The organism is Paraburkholderia flava (assembly GCF_004359985.1).
GTDB lineage: Bacteria > Pseudomonadota > Gammaproteobacteria > Burkholderiales > Burkholderiaceae > Paraburkholderia > Paraburkholderia flava.
In genome coordinates this window covers 1,109,316-1,130,596 of record NZ_SMRO01000003.1, presented here as the reverse complement: position 1 = coordinate 1,130,596, position 21,281 = coordinate 1,109,316, and the positions used below count along the sequence as shown (strand labels likewise).

Below are 21,281 nucleotides of genomic sequence, written 5' to 3'. Positions count from 1 at the left end.
AAAATTGCTATCGATAGTGGGAGGCGCGCAATGGCGCAATTCAGCGGCCGTTGGATGAACCGTTCGGTAGCGCAGGCGAAGAAGGCGCGACAGCCGCCGCCAGTTCAAACCTGAACACCGTCCCCTTCCCCGCCTCTTCAACCAGCCGAACCTCACTACGATTCAACTGCAGCATCCGCTGCACGACCAGCAACCCAAGCCCGCCACCCCGATGCGAACCCGCCGCAGTGAATGGCCGCTGAAACAGCCCCTCACGCATCGCTTCCGGAATCCCAGGTCCCGTGTCGCTGACCGTCACCGACACCTTGCCGTCACGCCCCACAAGCTCGACCTCGACGACACCCTCTTCGGGCGTATGACGAATCGCGTTGTCGAGCAGATTGGTCAGCACGCGCTCGATCATCCCAAGATCGGCGGTCACGTTAGGCACGCGCTGCGGCACATCGGCACGCAGATGCACGCGCCGCGCCTCCGCAGTCAGCTCAAACTTTTGCAGCACGTCCTGCACGACATCGACGAGCGAGAAATCTTCGAGCGCTGGCTGCACGAACCCATGCTCGAGCCGCGCGAGTTCGAACAACGCCTGCGCGAGCGCGCCGACCTTCACGCTCTGTGCGAGCGCAATCGCCAGATAGCGTTTGCGTTCGGCTTCGCCGAGCGAATCCGATTTCAGCGACAGCGTCTCCAGATACCCATGCAGCGAAGTCAGCGGCGTACGCAGATCGTGAGAAATATTCGCGACGAGTTCGCGTCGCTGCTGATCCTGCCGCGTCAGCGCACGCCACTGTTCGCCGATCCGCTCCGCCATCTGCGCAAACGCCGCTTCGAGCACCGCGATTTCGTCGCGGTCGCTACGTTCACGCTCACTACCAGGGGTGACAGCCGTAACCACCTCCGGCACACGCGGCTCACCATGCGCATCGAAATCGCGCATCGCATCGGTAAGCTTGCGCAACGGCCGCGTGATCAACCGGAACGCCACCAGCCCCGCGACCAACCCAAGCAACGCAACGAGCGCCATCGACCACAACGTCGTCCGCAATACCGAACTCGCCGCGACATGCGCCGCGAGCGCATCGTGTGCTTCGCCGAGCAGCACGACGTAGATGTAGCCAGCGGGCGTGTCGCCATCCATCCGCAGCGGCGCCGCGCTGAACACCTTGCGCGCGTCGACGCTGCGCGGGTCGTCGCCGAGAATCGGCAGCGGCTCGCCCGCGATAAAACGACGCAGCGGGTCGAGATCGACGCGGTCGCGCTTCAGATGTCCGGGCGGCGCATCGTCGCCCTTCACGCGGCCATCGCTGTCGAGCAGATACACCTCGACGCTCGGATTCACCACCATCAGTTGACTGAACAGATGCCGCACCGCGTCGGGCCGCAGACCATCGGCGCCCATCAGCGGCGACGACTGCGCGATGTGTTGCGCGAGTCCACGCGACAGTTCCTGCACGACCTCTTTCTCGTGCAGATCGCTCGCGCGAATCTGCAACCACGCGGACGCGCCGCAGCACGCGAGCAATAGCACCGCGAACACGATCGACAGCCGCTGGGTCAGCGTGAGTTTCACGGCGCATCCTTCGGCGCGGCGAGCTTGTAGCCGTGGCCCCAGACAGTGAGGATGCACGCGGGTTGCGCGGGGTCGGCCTCGATCTTCGCGCGCAGCCGGTTGATGTGCGTATTGACGGTGTGCTCGTAGCCTTCGTGGCTGTAGCCCCACACGGCATTCAGCAGATCCATCCGCGAGAACACCTTGCCCGGATGACGCGCGAAGTAGTACAGCAGGTCGAATTCGCGCGGCGTGAGTTCGATGCTGCGTCCGTCGACGGTTGCTTCGCGTGTGAGTGGATCGATGCCGAGCTTGCCGACCTGCAGCGTGCCGGCGTCGATCCGCACGTCTTTCGCGAGCGCATCGACGCGCCGCAGCAGTGCCTTCACGCGCGCGACCAGTTCGAGTACGGAAAACGGCTTCGCGAGGTAATCGTCGGCGCCGACTTCGAGACCGAGAATACGGTGGACTTCGCTCGATCGCGCGCTGGTGATGATGATCGGCGTGTAGCGCGCCATCGCGCGGGCCCGTCGGCAGATTTCGAGGCCATCGACGCCCGGCAGCATCAGATCGAGGATCAGCGCATCCCAGCCGCCCTGTTCGAGCAGCCGCAGGCCTTCGTTGCCGTCCGCGCAATGGACGACTTCATAGCGTTCGTCGCGCAGATGGAGACTCAGGACGTCGGCGATATCGACGTCGTCTTCGACGATCAGTACTCGCTTCGGTTGATCCATGAGCAGAGGGCGGGTGGCGAAGAGTGGCAGGGGCGGAACAGGCTGTCATTGTGCAGAATTCCGGCGCGCCGGAGTATCACATTTAATTTAACTTTCCGTGAGGACTTCGACACGGGAGCGGGCTTAGGATGCCTCCATCACCTTTTGGGTTTCATCAGGAGCGCATCATGCAAGGCCGGAGACTGTTTCTGCTGGCAGGCGGCACAGCCGCTGCCGCGGTGTTGACCCTCTTTCGCGGGCGTGTGCCTGGCTTGCCGTGGACGGACACGGCATCGGCCGCCGAACCGGACGCCGCAGGCGCGATGAAAGCCGTCGACCATTTCACCGTCGTCCACACCGACGACGAATGGCGCCACCTGCTGACGCCCGTGCAATATGAAATCCTGCGCCGCGAAGGCACCGAGCGCCCGTACACGAGCCCGCTGAACGACGAACATCGCGCGGGCACGTTCGCGTGTGCAGGTTGCCGCCTCGACGTGTTCTCGTCGCACACGAAGTTCGACAGCCACACCGGCTGGCCGAGCTTCTGGACGCCGCTCGATCACGCGGTCGCGACCCGCGAAGACCGTTCGTTCGGCGTCGTGCGGACGGAGGTGCACTGCAGCCGTTGCGGCGGCCACCTCGGCCACGTGTTCGACGACGGCCCGCGCCCGACTGGCCTGCGCTACTGCATGAACGGCTACGCGATGAACTTCACGCCGGCCGCGACCTGAACACTTACCCAGCCCACCTTCGATCCAAACGATCATGTTACTCATCGTCCTCGCCTACCTCGGCGGCATTCTCACGATCCTGAGCCCGTGCATCCTGCCGGTCCTGCCGTTCGTCTTTTCGCGCGCGGATCAGCCGTTCATGCGCAGCAGTCTGCCTCTGCTCGCGGGGATGGCGCTGACGTTCGCGCTCGTCGCGACGCTCGCGGCGGTCGGCGGCGGCTGGGTCACTCAGGCGAACCAGTACGGCCGCTGGATCGCGATCGTGCTGCTCGCGGTGTTCGGCCTCACGCTGCTGCTGCCGCGCTTCGCCGATCGGTTGATGGGTCCGCTGGTTCGCGTCGGTGGGCGTCTCACTGAGTTTGCGCAGGCGGACGGTCAGGTGAGCGCGAAGTCGTCGTTCCTGCTCGGGATCGCGACGGGGCTGCTGTGGGCGCCGTGCGCGGGCCCGATCCTCGGTCTCGTGCTGACCGGCGCTGCGCTGCGCGGCGCGAGCGTCGGCACGACACTGCTGCTGGTCGCGTATGCGGCCGGTGCGGCGACGTCGCTGGCGGTCGCGCTGCTGATCGGCGGACGCGTGTTCACCGCGATGAAGCGCTCGCTCGGCGCGGGCGAATGGATTCGTCGCGGCATCGGCGCGGCGATGCTGCTCGGGGTCGTCGCGATTTCGCTCGGGCTCGATACCGGTGTGCTCACGCGTCTGTCGACGGTGGCGACCGGCGGTATCGAACAGCGTCTGGTCGATAAGCTCTCGCCGAACGCAGGCCCTACGCACGACTCGACGCCTGCCGTGACCGCCGACGGTCCCGCGATGCAGGCCAGTCCCGCTGCCGCCGCAGGCGCGTCGCAAAGCGTCGTCGACGACGCGCCCGCCGGTGCAATGATGCGCGCCGCCGTGCCTCCGCAGGCCGGCGCGCCGGCGCCGTTGCCGGTCGAAGGCGCACTGCCCTCGCTGAACGGCGCAGTGCAGTGGCTCAATTCGCCGCCGCTGACGGCGCAGGCGCTGCGCGGCAAGGTCGTGCTGGTCGACTTCTGGACGTACTCGTGCATCAACTGCCTGCGCTCGCTGCCGTACGTGAAGGCGTGGGCGAGCAAGTACCGCGATCAGGGGCTCGTCGTGATCGGCGTGCATGCACCGGAGTTCGCGTTCGAGCGCAACATCGACAACGTGAAGCAGGCAACCCACGACCTCGGCATCGACTACCCGGTCGCAATCGATAACGGCTACGCAATCTGGCGCGCGTTCGGCAACCAGTACTGGCCGGCGCACTATTTCATCGACGCACAAGGGCGCATCCGCTATCACCACTTCGGCGAAGGCGACTACGCGCACTCGGAGAAAGTGCTGCAGCAACTGCTCGCCGAAGCGGGTCATAAGGGCGCGGAGTCGATCGCGACCGGACTCGGCAGCAGCGCAGCACAGGGCGTGCAGGCCGCCGCCGATAACGCCGACATGCAGTCGCCGGAAACCTACATCGGCTACGAGCGCGCGGAGAACTTCGCGTCGCCGGGCGGTGCCGAAGAAGACAAGGCGCACGCGTACACGGCACCGACGCAGCCGGCCGTCAACGACTGGGGCCTCGCCGGCACGTGGAAGGTCGGCGCCGAACACGCGACGCTCGAACACGCGAACGGCCGCATCGTCTACCGGTTTCATGCGCGCGATCTGCACCTCGTGCTCGGACCCAGTGCGGACGGTAAGCCGGTGCGGTTCCGCGTGAGCATCGACGGTGCGGCGCCGGGCGCATCGCACGGCACCGACGTCGCCGCCGACGGCAGCGGCACGATCCACGAACAGCGGCTGTATCAACTGGTCCGGCAAACCGGCGACGTCGCCGACCACACGTTCGAGATCGAGTTTCTCGATCCGGGTGTGCAGGCGTACGCGTTCACGTTCGGCTGATCGACAGACATACGTTTAAACCACACATACGACTCAACCTGCCCTTCAAGGAGCGGCGATCATGAACCCATCTTTTGTCTCCACAGCCCGGCGCGGGCTGCGTTCCCCGGCGGCGCGCATCGCGGCGGCTGTTGCCGTCGCGTTCGGCGCGCTGGCGTGGCACGGCGTCGCGCAGTCCGGCGAGGACGTCACGAAAATCCCCGCCCCCACCGTCGACGAAAAAGCCGCCACGCCCACGAACCACAGCGAAACCGCCGTGTTCGCGGGCGGCTGCTTCTGGGGCGTGCAGGGCGTGTTCCAGCACGTGCGCGGCGTCACGCAGGTCGCGTCGGGCTACACCGGCGGCGCGGCCGGCACCGCGCAATATGAAACCGTCAGCGAAGGCGACACGGGCCACGCGGAATCGGTGCGGATCGTCTACGACCCGACGCAGATCACGTACGGCCGGCTGCTGCAGATCTTTTTCTCGGTTGCGCACAACCCGACCGAACTCGACTACCAGGGCCCGGACCACGGCACGCAGTACCGCTCGGCGATCTTTCCGATGGATGCAGACCAGCGTCACGTGGCCGAGGCCTACATCGCGCAGCTGAACTCGGCGCACGTATACGCATCGCCAGTCGTCACGCGCGTCGAGGCGTACAAGGGCTTTTATCCAGCCGAGAACTATCACCAGAACTTCCTCGCGCTGCATCCGGATTATCCGTACATCGCGATCAACGATCTGCCGAAGGTCGGCTCGCTGAAGAAGATGTTCCCGAATGTGTATCTCAATCAGCCGGTACTGCTGAAGGTGTCGGGGACCTGATCCCGCGCTTCTCTTTCCGCGTACGAAGCGGCGCCTCGCGTGGGCGCCGCGATTTTTTTAGGGCTTGTGCGCAGGCCTTTCCGCGCGCCCCGCACCCGATTTCCCAATTAAATACCCGCAGAGAATCTGCTCAAACGTTGTCATCGATGTAATAATCACGGCTCCCCTTTCGCGTCATCCGTGACCTCCCGTCGTCCATGCAGCCTCCACCGAAGGCACTCATCGCCCCATTGATCGTCGCGTGCGCGATGTTCATGGAGAGCGTGGATGCCAACGTGATCGTGACGGCATTGCCCGCGATGGCGCGTGCTTTCGCGCACGATCCGGTCACGCTGAAGATTGCGGTGACGAGCTACGTGCTCGGGCTCGGCGTCTTCATTCCCGTGTGCGGCTGGTTCGCCGACCGCTTCGGCGCACGCACCATATTCCGTACCGCCATTGGCATCTTCGTCGCCGGCTCGCTGCTGTGCGCGGCGTCCACCTCGCTTGCCACGTTCACCGTCGCGCGCTTCATCCAGGGCGTCGGCGGCGCGATGATGGTGCCGGTCGGGCGGATCATCATCTTCCGCTCGGTGGAGAAAGCCGACTTCATCCGCGCGATGAACTACCTGAGCCTGCCCGCGCTGCTCGGCCCGGCGGCCGGCCCGCTGCTCGGCGGCTTCATCACGACGTACCTGCACTGGCGGCTGATCTTCTTCATCAACATCCCGATCGGCATCCTCGGTATCTGGCTCACCAACAAGCACATCCAGAACACGCGCGAGCCCTCTCCCGGTCCGCTCGACTGGACCGGCTTCGTGCTGTCCGCGGGCGGCGCGTCGCTGTTCATGCTGGGGCTGTCGCTCGTCGACGGCGAGCTGATGCCGGTCGGCGACGCGTACGCGATGACCGTCATCGGTCTCGTGATGCTCGGCCTCTACGTGCTGTACGCGCGGCGCGCGCGGCAGCCGCTGCTCGACCTGCGCTTCTTCCGCGTGCCGACGTTCCAGGCGAGCGTGCTCGGCGGCTCGCTGTTCCGGATCGGCCTCGGCGCCGTGCCGTTCCTGTTGCCGCTCGTGCTGCAGGAAGGCCACGGGATGAGCGCGTTCGAGTCCGGGCTGATCACCTGCGCGTCGGCGTTCGGCGGCATCTTCATGCGCACGCTCGCGGCGACGGTGCTGCGCCGCTTCGGTTTTCGCACGGTGCTGATCTATAACGCGGTGTTCTCGGGCATCGCGATCGCTGCGTGTGGCCTGTTCTTTCCGGGCACGCCGGTGTGGATCATCTGGGTGGTCGTGCTGCTCGGCGGGTTCTTCCCGGCGCTGCAGTTCACGAGCCTCAACTCGATGACCTACGCGCAGATCGAGAGCCGCGATGTCGGCCGCGCGACGAGCCTCGGCAGCGTCGTGCAGCAGATCTCGCTCGGCCTGGGCGTGACGATCGCGGGGATCGTGCTGGACATCACACGCTCAATGCATGGGCACCCGACACTCACGTGGTCGGATTTCTGGCCGGCGTTCTTTGTGGTGGGCTTGTGTTCGTTCGCGTCGGTGCTGGTCACGCGTCGCCTCGCGCACGATGCGGGCGACGACATCGCGCGCGGCAAGCGGGTCGATACGGCGACTGAGGTGGCGGATTCAGCGGCGGGGCATTGACACGCGCGGGAGCGTGCGTTTTTCTCGTCGATACAAAACGGACAGCGGCGCGCTGGCATGCGAGGGCCGTATGGCGTCCGCACATATCCGACGCCCGTTGCAATCGAAGCACCACGAAGCAAAATGCGAGGTCTTGCGACGTTTCTCCGGGCGCGCCTCAAGCGCCGCGAAGCAAAACACTACGTCTCGCGACGCCTCCCCTCTCGCGCCCCAACCGTAGCCGCCCCACCCGCACGCGGCGCACCCACCGAATCCCGCATCGTCACCGTCACCGGAAACTCCCTCACGATCTCGCTCTTCGTCCCGTAGCACTGGTTCAACAACCAGCGCACCGCGTTGCTCGTGAGTTCGGCAGTCGGAATGTGGACCGACGTCAGTGCGGGCGCCGTGTATGGCGTCGAGTAATCGTCGTCGTAGCCGATCACCGACACATCGCCGGGCACCGACAGCCCCGCGCGCTGCAGACACGACAGCGCGCTCACCGCCATCGAATCGTTCGCGCAGAAGACGCCGGTGAACGGCCGGTTCAGCACGAGCAGCGACTCCATCGCGCGATAGCCGCCTTCCTGCGAGAAGTCCGATTCGATCGTCGTCACGTCGCCGCGCGCGATGCCTGCACGTTCGAGTTCCGCGAAGAAACCGTCGAGACGGATCAGGTTGTCCGATGAAGTGAACGGCCCGGCGATCACCGCGATCTCGCGATGCCCTGCGTCGAGCAGCGTGCGTGCGGCTAGTTCGCCGCCGCGCCAGTGGTCCGCGCAGAACGACGCTTCCGGAAGCTGATCGAAGCCGCGATTCAGGAACACCATCTTCGGATGCAGCGCGTGCAGCATGATCAGGTCTTCGTCGTGCAGATCGTGGCTGATCACGACGACGCCGTCGCAGTCGCGGTCGATCAGAAAACGCACCGCCTCGATCGCCTGTTCGCGCGGCGACGACTCGCCGCAGCCGGTCGCGACGACCACATGCCTGTTCACGTCGCGCAGTTCGGTATCGGTCTGCTTGAGGATGGTGCCGTAGTACGAGCCGAAGAAGGTCGGCACGAAGATGCCGATGATGCCGAGCGAGCGCGTCGCCATCGCGCGGCCGATTGATGAAGGCCGGAAGTTCAGTTCGGCGATCGCGGCCTGCACACGTGCGGCGGCGTCGGCCGACACCGGGCCCTTGCCGGAAATCGCGCGCGAGGCTGTAGAAAGCCCGACCCCCGCGCGCTGCGCCACGTCTTTCAGCGTTGCCACACCGTCTCCCCCCGGTAGGCTGCCCGCCGCCGGACGACGCGCTACAGGCGCGCGCCGCTCGCTTCGTCGAACAGCGAAATATGCGCGTCGCCGAACGTGAACGCGACCGTATCGCCTTCGGCGACCGGCGTCTTGTCCTGATCGATCGACGCAATCTGCACGCCATGATAATCGAGCCAGAGTACCCGATGATTACCCATGGGCTCGACGAGTGTTACGGTGGCTTGCGTTTGGCTTGCTGGTTGTCCGTTCGCGTGACCGTTCGTCGCACCGTTCTCCGCGCTGTTCTCCGCACTACGCGAACCGATCCGCACGTCCTCCGCCCGCACGCCGAGCACGCACGGCACGTCCGCCGCTGTCGGCTCGCGCACGAAGCGATACGCGGACACGTCGAGATCGAGTTGCGGCGTGACGAAGCGCACGCGCGCACCGTCGCGTTGCAATCGGCCATGCAGCAGATTCATCGCCGGCGAGCCGAGGAACGTCGCGACGAACAGGTTGTCGGGCCGCGCATAGACTTCGGCGGGCGTGCCGAACTGCTGGATCACGCCGCCGCGCATCACGGCCATGCGTGTCGCGAGCGTCATCGCTTCGACCTGGTCGTGCGTCACGTAGATCATCGTCGCGCCAAGCCGCTGATGCAGTTGCTTCAGTTCGCGGCGCAGTTCGGTGCGCAGCTTCGCGTCGAGATTCGACAGCGGCTCGTCGAACAGGAACACGTCGGCCTCGCGCACGATCGCGCGGCCGATCGCAACACGCTGCCGCTGACCACCCGACAGCTGCGCCGGCTTGCGACGCAGCAACGGCCCAAGCTGCAGCATCTCCGACGCGCGATTCACGCGCCGCTCGATCTCCGCTTTCGGCGTGCCGTTGATGCGTAGCGCGAACGACAGATTGCGCTCGACGCTCATCGTCGGGTACAGCGCATACGACTGGAACACCAGCGCGATGCCCCGGTCCTTCGGATCGGCCCACGTCATGTCCTCGCCACCGATCTCGATGCTGCCGTCCGTCACGTCGATCAGCCCGGCGATGCTGTGCAGCAGCGTCGACTTGCCGCAACCCGACGGCCCGAGCAGCACGACGAATTCGCCGGCCTGCACGTCGAGATCGAGCGCGTCGATCACGGTATTCGCACCGAGCTGGATTTTCAGATTGCGGACCGCGACATTCGCTGAGTTCGCCTGGTTCGCTACGTTGCTCATACCTATCCCTTGACTGCGCCCGAAGCGATGCCGCGTACGAACCAGCGCCCCGAAATGAAGTAGATCGCGAGCGGCACCATCGACGTGAGAATGGTCGCCGCCATGTTGACGTTGTACAGACGCTCGCCGGTCGTCGTGTTGATGATGTTGTTCAGCTGCACGGTCATCGGCAGGTTGTTCGTGCCGGCGAAGACGAGGCCGAGAATGAAGTCGTTCCAGATTCCGGTGACCTGCATGATCAGCGCGACGACGATGATCGGCGTCGACATCGGCAGCATCAGTTGCAGAAAAATCCGCCAGAAGCCGCCGCCGTCGATGCGCGCGGCCTTGAACAGTTCGAGCGGAATCGCCGCGTAGTAGTTGCGGAACAGCAGCGTCATCACCGGCATCCCGAAGATCGTGTGAATCAGCACGATGCCCGGCAGCGAGCTGAACAGATGCACGCTCGCGAGCAGCCGGACGAGCGGGTACACCATCACCTGCACTGGAATGAACGCGCCCATCAACAGCACGGCGAACAGCAGCGCTGCGCCGCGCGGTCGCCAGAACGACAGTGCGTAGCCGTTCACCGCGCCGATCATGATCGACACGATCGTGCTCGGCACGACGATACGCACCGAGTTCCAGAAGCCGACGCGAATGCCGTTGCAGTCGAGCCCCGTACACGCCGACGCCCACGCATCGCGCCATGGTGCGAACGTGAAATGCACGGGCAGCGCGAGCAGATTGCCGAGCCGGATCTCCGCCATCGGTTTGACCGACGTGACGAGCATCACGTAAAGCGGCAGCAGGAAGAACAGCGCGGCGATCAGCAGGAAGCCGTACACACCGGCACGTGCGGGTGTGAAATGCGAACGTCGGCGCGGACGGCGCCGGCCCTCTGCACGCTCGCGCGGTGCGTCCTGTGTCAACGATGAAGAAGACGCCGATGAAGGCGGTGCGGCGCTCATCAAACCTCCCTACGCAACGCCGCGCGGCTGCGGACATAAAAAATCGGCGCGAGAATCGCGAGTACGGTTGCCAGCAGCACCATCGATGCCGCCGACGCGAGGCCGATGTTCGCGCGGCCGAACAGGTAATCCATGATGAACTTCGCGGGCACTTCGCTCGCGGTGCCGGGACCGCCCTGCGTCATCGCGACGACCGCGTCGTACAGCTTCACGACCATCACGAACAGCAGCACGAACGCGGTGGACATCGACGGCCCGAGCATCGGGATGACGATGCTCACGTAGACGCGCCAACGCGGAATGCCATCGATACGCGCGGCTTTCCACAGCTCGTCGTCGACGCCGCGCAGACCCGCGAGCAGCAGCGCCATCACGAGACCGGACGCCTGCCACACGGTCGCGATCACAAGCGTGTAGATCGCGAAGTCCTGACTGACGATCCAGTCGAAGCGCGCATGCTCGAAGCCGAGCCGGTGCAGCACCTGCTGCACGCCGAGTTCGGGATTGAGAATCCACTGCCACACGAGACCCGTCGCGACGAACGACATCGCGTACGGATACAGGAACACCGTGCGCAGCGCGCCTTCGGCAACGACGCGCTGATCGATGAAGATCGCGAGCAGCAGCCCGATCACGATGCACGCGACGATAAAGCACGCGCCGTACACGACGATGTTCTGCAGCGACACGATCCAGCGGTCGTTCTGGAACAGCCGCACGTATTGCGTGACGCCCGCGAAACCGCCGGACGGAAACGTGCGCGAGAAGCTCATCGATACGCGCGCGGTCCACAGCATCGTGCCGAGGTACGCGAACAACACGGTCGCCACCATCGGCAACAACGCGCCCCACGCGGCCCACGACACGCGCCTTCCACGCGGTTTGCGTCGGCCAGGTGGGCGCGACAACGGAAGCGAAGCAGTCGACATCGCGCCGCTCAGCTCTTCAACGCGCTGGCGAAAGCCTTTTGCGCGTCATCGACCGACTGGTTCTTGTTCCAGAAGTTCGTGATCACATCGGTCAACGCGCCTTGCAGGTCCGGCGGAATCAGCATCTCCGGATTAGGCAGCTGACGCGACTTGTCCTTCATGATCTCCATGCCTTCCTTCGCGCAGATATCGAGGCTGCTCGCATCGACGTCGGGCCGGATCGGAATCGAACCCTTGCGTGCGCTGAACGCGACCTGCGCGGCCGGCGACGTCATCACCGTCGCGAGCAGTTGCTGCGCCTTCACTGCGTTCGCGTTGTCGGTCTTCGGGAACACGAACACATCGCCCGCGACCATGTACGGCGAATGCGGACCGAAGCCCGGGAAGCAGCCGAAGTCCTTGCCCGCCACCTGATGCGCCGCCGAGAACTCGCCCTTCGCCCAGTCGCCCATGATCTGCACGCCGGCCTTGCCTGAGATGACGAGCGCCGTCGCGTCGTTCCAGTTGCGGCCCGGCGAACCCGGATCGACGTAGTTATGCAGACGCTTGAAGGTCGTCAGCACGTTCTTGAACGCTGCCGACTTCACCGCGTTCGCGTCGCGATCGCGATACACCTTCAGGTACAGATCCGTGCCGCCGACATTCGCGAACACCGCGTCGAATGTGATCTTTTCTTGCCACGCCTGACCGCCGAGCGCGAGCGGAATCAAACCCGCCGCTTTCAGCTTGTCGAGATCGGCGAGCAGTTCGTCGAAGCTTTGCGGTTCGTGCGTGATGCCCGCCTTCTGGAACGCCGGCTTCGAATAGAAGAACCAGCTCTGCATGTGGATGTCGACCGGCGCCGCGTAGAAGTGGCCGTTCGACTTGATGCTGTCGAGGATCGATTGCGGGAAGATCGCGTTCCAGTTCTCTTTCGCTGCGACCGAATCGATGTTGTTCAGCAGGCCCTGATCGATCAGGTCGTGAAACTGCTTCGATGTGTTGAACTGCGCGGCGGTAGGCGGATCGTTACCGACGATGCGGTTGATCGCCGTCGCACGCGCCTGGTCGGCGCCCGCGATCGCGTTGTCGACCCACTGGCCACCGGCCTTGTTGTACGCATCGGCGAACTGACGGATCGCCGCCGATTCGCCGCCCGAGGTCCACCAATGGATCACGGTGGCCTTCAACGGATCGGCATGCGCGACGACGCCGTACAACGCGAGTGCCGCGACCATCGCGCGGACGATTGTTCTTCTACCGTTCATTCCGTCTCCTCCAGGCGTGTACGCCGGATTATCAGATCGATATGCCAACTGCGGGTGGCTGCGGGTGGCTTATGCGGGAACTCAGGAACGCGCGCGGCGCTCCGCGAGGAACTTCGCGATCAGCTCGGCGCTGTGCTTGATCGTACGCTTCTGCGTATCGTAGTCGACATGGACGACACCGAAGCGACGTTCATAGCCGTATGACCACTCGAAGTTGTCCAGCAGCGACCACACGAAATAGCCGCGAATGTCGACGCCGGCTTTCACGGCTGCATCGACGGCCGCGAGGTGGCGTTTCAGGAACGCGATGCGCTGCGTGTCGTCGACTCGACCGTTGACGACCGCATCGTCGGATGCCATGCCGTTTTCGGTGATGTAGATCGGCGGCAGGTTGTCGTAGGTCTTATTGAAACCGGTCAGCAGATCGCGCAGACCGTCCGGGTTCACTTCCCAACCCATCTGCGTGCGCTCGACGCCTTCGAGCGGCACTTCGGTGAAACCATGCGCACCGTCGCTCGCGACGTTCGTGCGGAAGTAGTAGTTGATGCCGAGGAAATCGAGCGGCGCGGCGATCGTGCGCAGATCGCCGGGCAGTACCAGCGGCTCGGTGCCGGGCCACAGTTCGAACAGGTCTTCCGGATACTCGCCCTTCAACAACGGATCGAGAATCCACGCGTTGTGCTGCACCTCGAACAGATGAGCGGCGCGTTGATCGGCCGCACTCGACGAATTCGCGGTGCCGCGACCGACGTTCGCGACGATGCCCTTCTGCGACTGCGGATCGTTCGCGCGCAGCACCGGCATCGCGAGGCCGTGCGCGAGCAGCAGATGATGCATCGCCTGCGTCGCATAGCGGCCGTCCGTGAGACCCGGCGCGTGACGGCCTTCGGCATAGCCGAGATACGCGGAGCACCATGGCTCGTTCAACGTCATCCATGCATCGACTCGGCCCGACAGTTCGCGGCTCATCAGGTCCGCGTAATCGGCGAAGCGGTACGCGGTGTCGCGATTCAACCAACCGCCGCGATCTTCCAGATGCTGCGGCAGGTCCCAGTGATACAGCGTCACGTACGTCTTCAGCCCTTTCTCTTTCAGACGATCAAGCAGACGCTTGTAGAAGTCGAGGCCCTTCGCGTTCGGCTTCCCTGCTTCGTCCATTACGCGCGGCCATGCAGTCGAAAGACGGTAGGCCTCGAAGTTGAGTTGCGTCAGCAGATCGAAGTCGCCTTGCCAGCGGTGGTAGTGATCGCACGCGACCGCGCCGGTGTCGCCGGCGAGCGTCTTGCCGGGCGTTGCGGAGAACGTGTCCCAGATCGAAGGCAGGCGGCCGTCTTCGTGGATCGCGCCTTCGATCTGGTAGGACGCGGTGGCTGCGCCGAGCAGGAAGTCTTTGCGCCAGAGGGTGGAGTCGGCGGGCGGGGTGAAGGGGTCGGCGAGCGTGCCGACAGGCGTAGCGGTTGCGTCGTGTGCCACGGGTGCTCCTGAGCGAAGTCGTGGGGAGGTCATCGCGTGCTGCTTTGGATGACGTGATTGAGCGTCGAAGCGATCTCGAAAATGGAAGCGCTTCCACAAAGACGGTCCACGATAGCAGCGGCCAAATCGGCGCAGCAATCAGGGTTTGTCTGGATGGGGGGTGGGGGTTTGGAATTGGGTCGGCAAGCGCATGTGCCGTGGTGCCCGGCTGGGCTTGTTTGTGCGGTGTCGTGCGAGCTTTTTCGGGCGCTGATTAGTGAAGCGTATCTGTTGCTGTCAGTGAGCTACGTCTTTGAGATAAGCCTTTGAGAAACGAGCGGTCGCGTGTTCGTTACGCGCAGCTGCAGCGCCGCCATGGTTGTCGCAACGGCGCGCATCGAAAGTCGAGTGAGTCCGTGGGGCTGCATCGCAAGTGGCTAGGCGGGGTACATCAATATTGTTACGACCGGCCGAGGTTCGCACCCACGCTGTAGATTCCTTTTGATGCGTCCGCCCGTAGCCGAGTCACATGAGGCATCTAACACGCGCCATAAGAGACGCCCAGTCTTTGCGGAATAGTGCATAGGCCTCGCGCAATTCACATCGTCTCTCCTCGGCACCGGGCCGAGAATGCTGCCTGAGGCTATCGAGCCGAGAAGTTGGGTATAGGTATTAGCTTCGTGACACCGTATGCAGCTTGCTCCAGTTTGATCGTGTCAGGCGGCATGCCTATCGCTCGGTCAGCGGCGTAAGCATTGTCTAACGCGAATTGCAGCATACCTTTGGCATTTTGGTCATTTTCCAGTTTGATTGTCACCGGCTGCTTGGTCGTCGCACCAGTCTTGGCAATGATTTGTTGCTGGATGACATAGTTGTTGACCTCTGCCCTAGACACTATCGTAACGCCAGCCAGAGCAGACACTATTCGATATTTCGGATCGCTGGGTGAGAGTTTGCTGATTGACGTTTCAATTAGCTGCCGATCATCGTCATAGTCTCGAAAGAAGCCAAGGCCATAGCTCAGGTCGCCCACAGTTTCAGCTGGCGACACGGCGACCACGTCTGAGCTAATCACAATTTGCTTGAGGTCCCTTGGGAACGCTAGCATCGTTGCGCCGCTCCACTCCTTGAGATTTCCAAATGGCAACGCCATATGTGAATTAACCGCTTCTTGATAGTCGATTAATTCCGAGACCATTAACGGACTTGCATTGACGAGATTCAAGATTGCTTCGGAAGGCTTTCCGATCACTCCCCACATCGATTCATCGCCCGTGAGCCTATTCACGGAATGATTAACTCGGGACACCCGGTCCACCCCGTCTTCGCCCCTCGAAATGGTAGGTGCATTCTCTCCAGTGTTATCTGCGATGCAATTGATCCCGTGCAGCCCACACACGAGTACCAACACCCCCTGAGCAACACGTGTCCTTATAGTCGTTTTGTTCAATTTACTTTCCTATTAGTTATCGCGGACGCACCCCGAATTGTCGACGATCTGCACACTCGAGTCGAACGACCGAAAGTGGCCGGGAGCCGCTACACGGCTGCCACGCATAGAGCTGTCGTACAAACTTCGTCGCGTAGCCACACAACCGTGGCGCCAGCCGCACTTACTCCGGCGCTATGGCAGCAGTAAGCGCCCAGCTTTCTTACTCCTCTCGACAAAACAACACCACCCTTCCGCCACACCCTCACCGCATCTCCGCCCGCAACTCCCTTACCCCACGCCCAAGCCTCCGCCGCAACAATGTCCGCAACGTAGCCGAATCGGCATACCCCACTTCGCCAGCAATTTTCTCAAGGTCATAACCCATCGACACAAGATGCTGCGCCCGCTCAATCCGCAGATCCTGAAAAAACGCGAGCGGCGATTTACCGAGCACGGCCTCGGTACGTCGCTGCAACGTCCGCGTACCGACAGCCAGCGCACTCGCCGCCTGCTGCAACGAAAACCCCAAAGAAAGATTGTCACGCGCCCATCTCTCGAATCGCGCGATCAACGGATCCGCATGCGCAAGATGATCAGGAATGATGTAAGCAGCCTGCGACGTACGCTTGTCGATCAGCATAAAGCGCGCAACCAACGAAGCGAGCTCCGGGCTGCCCTGGCGCAGCAGCCACAGCGCGAGATCGAGATGGCCCATCATCGCGCCCGCCGTCACGATGCGCTCCGACGCGACGAGCATCCGCGAATCGTCGAGCTTGATGCTCGGGTAGCGTTGACGAAACAGCGGCGCAAGCGACCACGTCGTCGTCGCCTCGCCGCCGTCGAGCAGCCCCGACTCCGCGACAATAAAACTACCGATACACGCGCCCGCGATACCCGCGCCGTTCGCATGCCACGTGCGCAGGTGTTCGATCGCGTCGCGTACGTCGCGCCCCTCCAACGCCTGGATCAGACGCTCCGCCTGCTTCGTGTTGATCGCCGGGACCACGACCCAGTCCGGCTGATGAACGCTCGTCACCGGTTCGGCGACCGTAGTGAAACCTAGCGCGGTGCGAATGCGTCTGCGCATGCCGACGAGCGTCACGTCGAACGGCGGCGACGCGAAGCCCTGCGCGGCGGCCAGTTCGTTGGCCGTGGAAAGGGCGTCCAGTAGTACCGTGAGGCCTGTGTCGAATACGCCGTCGAGCGCGAGAATAGCCAGCTTCATGGGTAAACACCTGTCGCAAACGACTCTAATAATGTCATTTGCGACTATAGCCCGTCGCCCATACCGAGTCTAGACTGCGAAGCAATACGGCCCTGCCGATGCACGAGCCGCCCTTCAACCCACCGGACATCTACCGATGAAACTCACACCCGAACTCTATTGGCTGACGCTCGTCACGCTGGCGACGGCCGCGATGTGGATTCCCTACATGCTCGCGAGAATCGTGACGCGCGGCATGCTGCGCACGATGGGCAATCCCGATCCGTCGCTTCCCGCCGATCCCGCGTGGGCGCAGCGCGCACAACGCGCTCACACGAACGCGATCGAGAACCTCGTCGTCTTCGCGCCACTGGTGCTTGTCGCCGCGATGATCGGCATCAGCACACCCTCCACGATCTTCGCAGTGAAGCTCTATTTCTTCGCGCGGCTCGTTCACTACTGCGTGTACGCCATCGGCATTCCGGTGGTGCGGACGCTCGCGTTTCTCGCCGGCTTCGTCGCGATCGTGATGTTCGCGACCACGATCCTCGGCCACGTTGCATGAACTCATCTTCGATACAGGAGCACGCCATGTCCACACTATCAGCCCCCGCAGCAGAAACAGACGTCGCCAACGAGCATCCGCTCGACAAGGCCGTCTGGAACGCACTGACCGGCCGGCAGCAACGCTTCGCCGTACGCAACGATCGCGCGGTGCGATTGCTGGCTTCAGTAGGTCCGTTTGCCGCGCTCGCCGATCTGAGCGAAGCCTCGTTCGACGCGTTGCGTCCACTGATCGCCGAACAGGGTCCGGCCACGTTGAACACGCTGAACGAAGTCACGCTGCCTTCCGGGTTCTCGATCACCCGAAAAGCGTCGCTGCTGCAAATGGTCTGGGAACGCGAGTCCGAACAGATCGCATGGGAACACGTGAAGCTCGTCGAGCGCGACGTGCCCGACATGCTCGCACTGACCGCTGCGACGCAGCCCGGTCCGTTCGGCCCGCGCACGATCGAACTCGGCGACTACATCGGCGTACGCAAGCAAGGCAAGCTCGCGGCGATGGCCGGCGAACGCATGAAGCTCGATGGCTTTACGGAAATCAGCGCGGTCTGCGTGGACCCGGCGTTTCGCGGCCAGGGCCACGCAGTCGGTTTGATGAGGCTGCTGATCGCATCGATCTGCGCGCGCGGCGAAACACCGTTCCTGCACGTGATCGGGTCGAACGAAGGCGCGATTGCGATCTATCAGCGGATGGGTTTCGTCGTGCGTCGTCAGTTCCATCTGACGACGGTCGATGCACCGAAGGTTTGAGCAAGTGCCCTGCATCGAAGCTTATCGGCCACCCGCTTTCTTCTCTGCAAAACCTTCCTTGACGATCTCGATCACGAAGTAAGCGAATTTCAACCGTACGTCCGCGTTGGCGAGGTTGTACCCCGCGTCGGCCGCGAGTTTGAGGTAGGGGTCGATGACGTTACGCACTTGCTGCGCGGAGCCGCCGGCCCCCGCTTCGATCGAATCGACGACGCCGAGAATCTGCGCTTTCACCGCGTTGAGATCCGCAGCCTGCGCATCCCCTGCCCGCTGTGCCGTGTCGTATAGCTGGCTCGCTGCAGCGATCAATGCGGGCAGCGGGTCCAGACTGTGTTGCGGGTCCTGCTTTCGGGCAGCGTCCAGCAGATTCTCGAGCATGGTGTTCTCCGTGAGCGACGACACACGTGAACAGCGGGCCGCATGCAGCCCGCTGTTGGTTGTCCGCTGCGGCGCTTCGATACGTGGGCATCGGGATGCGTCAGCGAATGGCCCTACGTTATCGATACAGTCGCGCACGCGGAATCGACTATCCGTCACGCTCGCGTGCAGGGTCGTTCGCCACGGGCCTCAGATTTCCCAATACGGCGGACTGCCAATCCGCTCGACGAGAAAGTCCGACAGCAACTGCACCTTGCGCGAACGCAGGCGGCTCTCCGAAAACACCAGATGCATTTCCGCCGGTTCGGGTTCGACGGATGCGAGCCAGTCGGGCAGCAACGCGACGAGTTTGCGGGCCTTGAACGCATCGGCGTCATACAGCCAGCTCGGAAACAGCACGACACCCTGACCCGCCAGCGCGGCCGCGACCAGCACCTCGGCGTTGTTGCTGCGAAGATCGCCGCTGATCTCGAACGGCTGGTAATGCGCTTCATCAGGGCGCCGAAAATACCAGCGCTGCACGCCCATATGCCCTTTGTAGACGAGGCAGTTGTGCTTCAGCAGATCATCGGGCTGCGACAGTTTCTTTGCCCGCTTCAGATACCCCGGACTCGCACACACGATGTAACGCTGCGCCCCAAGCGTTCGCGCGACGAGACTCGAATCGGCGAGCGTACCGATTCGCACGGTGACGTCCGCGCCTTCCTGCACCGGATCGACGAACGCGTCCGTCAGCATCAGTTCGACGGACAGCTCGCGATGTTTGCGTTGAAACTCCGCGAGCAACGGCGCGATGTGCCGCCGGCCCAGCGCGACCGGCGCGTTGACCCGCAGCAATCCACGCGGCGCGGCGCCTTTGTCGGCGGCGGCCTCGGTTGCCGCATCGAGTAGCTCCAGCGCTTCGCGGACCTGCACGTAGTAGCGCTCGCCTGCATCGGTGAGACGGACCGCGCGCGTGTGCCGGAACAGCAGCCGCTGCCCGATGTCCGCTTCGAGCGCGGCGATGTGCCGCGACACCGACGACCCCGGCACGCCGAAGTGACGCGCGGTCGCGATAAAACTTCCCGTCGTGGCGACGTGGACGAACAGCCGCAATGCCTTGATCTGCATGATCTTGCCGAAAAAGCATTAGTGATTTCCGATTCTGCCAGATTGATCCGTTTCCAGCATCGATCTACGATTTTGTTTTCTGGAGCTGGCGATGAATCTTTTACTGCTGCCGCTGGTGGTGCTGGCGGGCATGGGGCTGGCGGTCGAGGCGGGGTTGCTCGGTCCGCTCGGACAGGAAGTCGGTCAAGGCTGGGCAACGCTTGGCATTTTCGGCGTCGGTTCGTTGCTGCTGACGTTCGGGCTCGTCTTCAATCGCGCGAAACTCGGCGCGCTGTTTTCTCAGCCGCGCTGGATGCTCACAGGCGGTCTGCTCGGCCCGATCTACGTGATCGCGCTCACGCTCGCGACGCCGCATATCGGCGTCGGTCTGACGATGGTCGGCATCCTGTTCGGTCAGGTCGCGGCGAGTCTCATCATCGATCATCAAGGGTGGCTCGGCAGTACGCGTCGAGCGGTCGATCGTTATCGCGTGGGCGCACTCGTCGCGATCCTCGCGGCGCTGTGGCTGATTCACTGAAGGAGTCGTCGTGTTTATTGCAATGCTGATTCTCGTGGTCGCGGCCGGCGCGGTGCTGTGTGCGCAGTCCGCGATCAATGGCCGCCTGGGGAGCGAAGTGGGTGTGCTCGAAAGCGCGTGGCTTACGTTCACGCTCGGCACGCTGGTTACGTTCGTGATCGCTTTCTTTTTCGAAACGCCGCACGCGTTGACGCTGTTCACCGCGCCGCGCTGGCAGATCACCGGTGCGTTCTTCGGCGTGGTCTACATGCTCGTGATCGTGTTCGCGATGCCGCGCGTCGGTGTGGCTGCGGCCACCGTGGCCGTGATCAGCGGGCAGTTGCTGATGAGCCTGCTGATCGATAACTTCGGCTGGCTTGGCAATGCCGTGATCGAACTCGGCACGCGACGGTATGCGGCAATGGCGCTGCTCGCGGTTGCGCTTGGGTTGATCTATCGGAGCAATGTCGCGAATGCGAGGAAGGGCGAGCGCGCTCGGGATGAGGCTGCGCGGGTTCTTTCGACCGTCGATTGAGCGGCGGTATGCGCTTACGCCTTCGCGTAGACCACAGGATTGTGCCGCTCCATGATCCGCTCGGGATTCGCCGGAGCATCGAATCCGAACGGACGATACACGTGATGCGCATCGCTGGTGACGAGCATGAAACGCCGCAGCCCCTGCAACGCATCGCACTCGACAACATACTTCATCAACGCCTTCGCATAGCCGCGCGAACGATGCGCCGGCAGCACGAACACGTCGCATAGATACGCGAACGTCGCGCGATCGGTAACGACGCGTGCGAAGCCGATCTGCGCTTCGCCGATATACGCGCCGAAGCACAGCGAGTTTTCGATTGAACGCTCGAACGTCGCGCGCGGAAGACCTTTCGCCCACGGCGTTTCCTCGCGCAGAAACGTGTAGACGAGATCGAGGTCAAGTTCGCCCGAATCGGTCGAGAATCGCAATGCGGCAGGTTCCATGCATCTC

Annotated in this window: 21 protein-coding genes; 8 read left to right on the top strand and 13 right to left on the bottom strand. The window is 63.4% G+C overall.

The genetic code is table 11. From position 1 onward, the window contains the following. Positions 1 to 40 precede the first annotated feature (40 nt). Positions 41 to 1,567 (bottom strand): sensor histidine kinase, encoded by a 1,527-nt coding sequence (locus tag E1748_RS27605; RefSeq protein ID WP_133650414.1) that lies wholly within the window; start codon positions 1,565 to 1,567, stop codon positions 41 to 43. Next, positions 1,564 to 2,280, bottom strand: coding sequence for a response regulator transcription factor (locus tag E1748_RS27600; protein ID WP_133650413.1), 717 nt, complete (start codon positions 2,278 to 2,280; stop codon positions 1,564 to 1,566). Before E1748_RS27600 ends, E1748_RS27605 begins: the two co-directional genes overlap by 4 nt. Positions 2,281 to 2,447: 167 nt before the next feature. Here E1748_RS27600 and msrB point away from each other — a divergent pair, with 167 nt between their 5' ends. The 4 genes from msrB (at position 2,448) to E1748_RS27580 (ending at position 7,335) form a co-directional block, all read left to right on the top strand. Then, a complete protein-coding gene (gene msrB / locus E1748_RS27595) occupies positions 2,448 to 2,993 on the top strand; it encodes a peptide-methionine (R)-S-oxide reductase MsrB (RefSeq protein ID WP_133650412.1) in 546 nt (181 codons plus the stop codon). 34 nt (positions 2,994 to 3,027) lie between these two features. Beyond that, positions 3,028 to 4,893: a cytochrome c biogenesis protein DipZ gene (locus E1748_RS27590; RefSeq protein WP_133650411.1), complete on the top strand. Its 1,866-nt coding sequence runs from the start codon at positions 3,028 to 3,030 to the stop codon at positions 4,891 to 4,893. 61 nt (positions 4,894 to 4,954) lie between these two features. Then, positions 4,955 to 5,701 (top strand): peptide-methionine (S)-S-oxide reductase MsrA, encoded by a 747-nt coding sequence (gene msrA, locus E1748_RS27585; protein WP_133650410.1) that lies wholly within the window; start codon positions 4,955 to 4,957, stop codon positions 5,699 to 5,701. A gap of 197 nt (positions 5,702 to 5,898) precedes the next feature. Continuing rightward, positions 5,899 to 7,335, top strand: a complete 1,437-nt coding sequence (locus tag E1748_RS27580; protein ID WP_240766817.1) for an MFS transporter — start codon at positions 5,899 to 5,901, stop codon at positions 7,333 to 7,335. Positions 7,336 to 7,514: 179 nt separating this feature from the next. On the opposite strand, the gene E1748_RS27575 is transcribed toward E1748_RS27580, so the two are convergent. The 8 genes from E1748_RS27575 to E1748_RS27540 all read right to left on the bottom strand — a co-directional run bounded on the left by E1748_RS27575 (position 7,515) and on the right by E1748_RS27540 (position 17,013). After that, positions 7,515 to 8,573 (bottom strand): LacI family DNA-binding transcriptional regulator, encoded by a 1,059-nt coding sequence (locus E1748_RS27575; RefSeq protein WP_133650409.1) that lies wholly within the window; start codon positions 8,571 to 8,573, stop codon positions 7,515 to 7,517. 41 nt (positions 8,574 to 8,614) lie between these two features. Next, complete coding sequence (locus tag E1748_RS27570) at positions 8,615 to 9,778, bottom strand: ABC transporter ATP-binding protein (RefSeq protein WP_133650408.1); 1,164 nt, start codon at positions 9,776 to 9,778, stop codon at positions 8,615 to 8,617. A 2-nt stretch (positions 9,779 to 9,780) separates the two neighbouring features. Beyond that, positions 9,781 to 10,728 carry a carbohydrate ABC transporter permease gene (locus E1748_RS27565; RefSeq protein ID WP_133650407.1) on the bottom strand — a complete coding sequence of 316 codons (948 nt, stop codon included), beginning with the start codon at positions 10,726 to 10,728 and terminating at the stop codon, positions 9,781 to 9,783. Continuing rightward, positions 10,728 to 11,657: a carbohydrate ABC transporter permease gene (locus tag E1748_RS27560; protein WP_133650406.1), complete on the bottom strand. Its 930-nt coding sequence runs from the start codon at positions 11,655 to 11,657 to the stop codon at positions 10,728 to 10,730. Before E1748_RS27560 ends, E1748_RS27565 begins: the two co-directional genes overlap by 1 nt. A gap of 8 nt (positions 11,658 to 11,665) precedes the next feature. Continuing rightward, a complete protein-coding gene (locus tag E1748_RS27555) occupies positions 11,666 to 12,904 on the bottom strand; it encodes an ABC transporter substrate-binding protein (RefSeq protein WP_133650405.1) in 1,239 nt (412 codons plus the stop codon). Between the two features lie 81 nt (positions 12,905 to 12,985). After that, the gene (locus E1748_RS27550; RefSeq protein WP_240766816.1) at positions 12,986 to 14,377 is read right to left on the bottom strand and encodes a GH1 family beta-glucosidase; all 1,392 of its coding nucleotides are present in this window, start codon (positions 14,375 to 14,377) and stop codon (positions 12,986 to 12,988) included. A gap of 622 nt (positions 14,378 to 14,999) precedes the next feature. Next, positions 15,000 to 15,644 (bottom strand): hypothetical protein, encoded by a 645-nt coding sequence (locus tag E1748_RS27545; protein ID WP_133650403.1) that lies wholly within the window; start codon positions 15,642 to 15,644, stop codon positions 15,000 to 15,002. A 406-nt stretch (positions 15,645 to 16,050) separates the two neighbouring features. Beyond that, positions 16,051 to 17,013 carry a GlxA family transcriptional regulator gene (locus E1748_RS27540; RefSeq protein ID WP_133650402.1) on the bottom strand — a complete coding sequence of 321 codons (963 nt, stop codon included), beginning with the start codon at positions 17,011 to 17,013 and terminating at the stop codon, positions 16,051 to 16,053. 136 nt (positions 17,014 to 17,149) lie between these two features. Between E1748_RS27540 and E1748_RS27535 the strand changes: the two genes are divergently transcribed. Both E1748_RS27535 and E1748_RS27530 read left to right on the top strand, forming a co-directional pair. Beyond that, positions 17,150 to 17,557 carry an MAPEG family protein gene (locus E1748_RS27535; protein WP_133650401.1) on the top strand — a complete coding sequence of 136 codons (408 nt, stop codon included), beginning with the start codon at positions 17,150 to 17,152 and terminating at the stop codon, positions 17,555 to 17,557. Between the two features lie 26 nt (positions 17,558 to 17,583). Next, positions 17,584 to 18,306: a GNAT family N-acetyltransferase gene (locus E1748_RS27530; RefSeq protein WP_133650400.1), complete on the top strand. Its 723-nt coding sequence runs from the start codon at positions 17,584 to 17,586 to the stop codon at positions 18,304 to 18,306. 21 nt (positions 18,307 to 18,327) lie between these two features. On the opposite strand, the gene E1748_RS27525 is transcribed toward E1748_RS27530, so the two are convergent. Then, entirely contained in the window at positions 18,328 to 18,684 is a 357-nt protein-coding gene (locus tag E1748_RS27525; RefSeq protein WP_133650399.1) for a hypothetical protein, read from the bottom strand. Positions 18,685 to 18,873: 189 nt separating this feature from the next. Then, positions 18,874 to 19,794: a LysR family transcriptional regulator gene (locus E1748_RS27520; protein ID WP_133650398.1), complete on the bottom strand. Its 921-nt coding sequence runs from the start codon at positions 19,792 to 19,794 to the stop codon at positions 18,874 to 18,876. Positions 19,795 to 19,885: 91 nt separating this feature from the next. Between E1748_RS27520 and E1748_RS27515 the strand changes: the two genes are divergently transcribed. Further along, on the top strand, positions 19,886 to 20,311 hold the full coding sequence (locus tag E1748_RS27515) for a DMT family transporter (RefSeq protein WP_133650397.1): 426 nt from the start codon (positions 19,886 to 19,888) through the stop codon (positions 20,309 to 20,311). Between the two features lie 10 nt (positions 20,312 to 20,321). Beyond that, positions 20,322 to 20,825 carry a DMT family transporter gene (locus E1748_RS27510; RefSeq protein WP_205965303.1) on the top strand — a complete coding sequence of 168 codons (504 nt, stop codon included), beginning with the start codon at positions 20,322 to 20,324 and terminating at the stop codon, positions 20,823 to 20,825. Between the two features lie 14 nt (positions 20,826 to 20,839). On the opposite strand, the gene E1748_RS27505 is transcribed toward E1748_RS27510, so the two are convergent. Further along, positions 20,840 to 21,274, bottom strand: coding sequence for a GNAT family N-acetyltransferase (locus tag E1748_RS27505; protein WP_133650396.1), 435 nt, complete (start codon positions 21,272 to 21,274; stop codon positions 20,840 to 20,842). Positions 21,275 to 21,281: the final 7 nt, after the last annotated feature.

Excerpts from the sequence above, each read along its gene's own strand:
- E1748_RS27600 (WP_133650413.1), bottom strand. The coding sequence starts at position 2,280 with ATGGATCAACCGAAGCGAGTACTGATCGTCGAAGACGACGTCGATATC.
- msrB (WP_133650412.1), top strand. The coding sequence starts at position 2,448 with ATGCAAGGCCGGAGACTGTTTCTGCTGGCAGGCGGCACAGCCGCTGCC.
- E1748_RS27590 (WP_133650411.1), top strand. The coding sequence starts at position 3,028 with ATGTTACTCATCGTCCTCGCCTACCTCGGCGGCATTCTCACGATCCTG.
- msrA (WP_133650410.1), top strand. The coding sequence starts at position 4,955 with ATGAACCCATCTTTTGTCTCCACAGCCCGGCGCGGGCTGCGTTCCCCG.
- E1748_RS27580 (WP_240766817.1), top strand. The coding sequence starts at position 5,899 with ATGCAGCCTCCACCGAAGGCACTCATCGCCCCATTGATCGTCGCGTGC.
- E1748_RS27570 (WP_133650408.1), bottom strand. The coding sequence starts at position 9,778 with ATGAGCAACGTAGCGAACCAGGCGAACTCAGCGAATGTCGCGGTCCGC.
- E1748_RS27565 (WP_133650407.1), bottom strand. The coding sequence starts at position 10,728 with ATGAGCGCCGCACCGCCTTCATCGGCGTCTTCTTCATCGTTGACACAG.
- E1748_RS27560 (WP_133650406.1), bottom strand. The coding sequence starts at position 11,657 with ATGTCGACTGCTTCGCTTCCGTTGTCGCGCCCACCTGGCCGACGCAAA.
- E1748_RS27555 (WP_133650405.1), bottom strand. The coding sequence starts at position 12,904 with ATGAACGGTAGAAGAACAATCGTCCGCGCGATGGTCGCGGCACTCGCG.
- E1748_RS27540 (WP_133650402.1), bottom strand. The coding sequence starts at position 17,013 with ATGAAGCTGGCTATTCTCGCGCTCGACGGCGTATTCGACACAGGCCTC.
- E1748_RS27535 (WP_133650401.1), top strand. The coding sequence starts at position 17,150 with ATGAAACTCACACCCGAACTCTATTGGCTGACGCTCGTCACGCTGGCG.
- E1748_RS27530 (WP_133650400.1), top strand. The coding sequence starts at position 17,584 with ATGTCCACACTATCAGCCCCCGCAGCAGAAACAGACGTCGCCAACGAG.
- E1748_RS27525 (WP_133650399.1), bottom strand. The coding sequence starts at position 18,684 with ATGCTCGAGAATCTGCTGGACGCTGCCCGAAAGCAGGACCCGCAACAC.
- E1748_RS27520 (WP_133650398.1), bottom strand. The coding sequence starts at position 19,794 with ATGCAGATCAAGGCATTGCGGCTGTTCGTCCACGTCGCCACGACGGGA.
- E1748_RS27515 (WP_133650397.1), top strand. The coding sequence starts at position 19,886 with ATGAATCTTTTACTGCTGCCGCTGGTGGTGCTGGCGGGCATGGGGCTG.
- E1748_RS27505 (WP_133650396.1), bottom strand. The coding sequence starts at position 21,274 with ATGGAACCTGCCGCATTGCGATTCTCGACCGATTCGGGCGAACTTGAC.